Genomic DNA, 1120 nt, shown 5'->3' on the forward strand with positions numbered 1-1120 from the left:
GGGGGGCCCCCCCCCCCCCCCCGCCGTATTTTTTCCCCTTTTTTGCCGGGCTTTTCCCGCCGGCCCCCCCCCCCCCGCGCCCCCCGCGGGGGGGGGCCCGCCCCCCCCGCGACCGGAGAAGGGATCAGGCGAACTCGACCATCCCCGCGGTCAGCGTCGCGCCGTCCGCCGGATCGATCAGGATGAACGCCCCGGTACGCCGGGAGACCGCGTAGGCGTCCAGCGGCACCGGCTCGGCGCTGCGCAGGGTGATCCGGCCCAGGTCGTTGGCGGTGAGCTCGGCCGCGCCCGCCAGGTCCCGGACGATCGCCTTGACGGTCCGCGTGGTGTGCTTGAGCAGCACCCGGTCGCCGACCCGGAGCGGCCGGCCGGCCAGATGGCACACGGCCGCCGTGACGTCCTGGGTGAGCACGGGCGCCTCCGGCCCGGCCGTGATCATGTCGCCGCGGGACACGTCCCGCTGGTCGGCCAGGCGCACCCCGATGGACTGCGGGGCGTGCGCGGCCTCGACCGCGGTACCGAGCACGTCGATCCCGGCGATCTCGGAGGTCTCCCCGGAGGGGTGGACGGTGACCCGGTCGCCGACCCGCAGCGAGCCGGAGACCAGCTGGCCCGCGTAGTGACGGATGTCACCGTGCCGGATCACGTACTGGACCGGGAAGCGGGCCGGGGCGTCGGCCGCGTCCGCGGCGACCGGGACGCTCTCCAGGAACTCGAGCAGGGCCGGGCCGCCGTACCAGTCCATGGCCGTGGACCGGTCCACGACGTTGTCGCCGACCAGCGCGGAGACCGGGATCGCGGTGACCTCCGGGAGCCCCAGCTCGGCTGTCTGCACGGCGAAGTCGGCGACGATCCGCTCGAACTCGGCCCGCTCGTAGCCGACCAGGTCCATCTTGTTGACGGCGAGGACGACATGCGGGACCCGGAGCAGGGCGGCCACCGCCGCGTGCCGGCGGGTCTGCTCGACGACCCCGTTGCGGGCGTCGACCAGGATGATCGCCAGCTCGGCGGTGGAGGCCCCGGTGACCATGTTGCGGGTGTACTGCACATGGCCGGGCGTGTCGGCGAGGATGAACCGGCGCTTGGGAGTGGCGAAGTAGCGGTAGGCCACGTCGATGGT

The 1120-nt window shown here is 74.0% G+C and carries 1 protein-coding gene; it reads right to left on the reverse strand.

Translation table 11 applies throughout. The features are described 5' to 3' along the window. Window positions 1-124: 124 nt before the first annotated feature. The coding region (locus ACWGJB_RS43160; RefSeq protein ID WP_453385501.1) for a sulfate adenylyltransferase subunit 1 at window positions 125-1120 on the reverse strand (996 nt) is incomplete at its 5' end.

Source organism: Streptomyces sp. NPDC054813 (assembly GCF_053611365.1).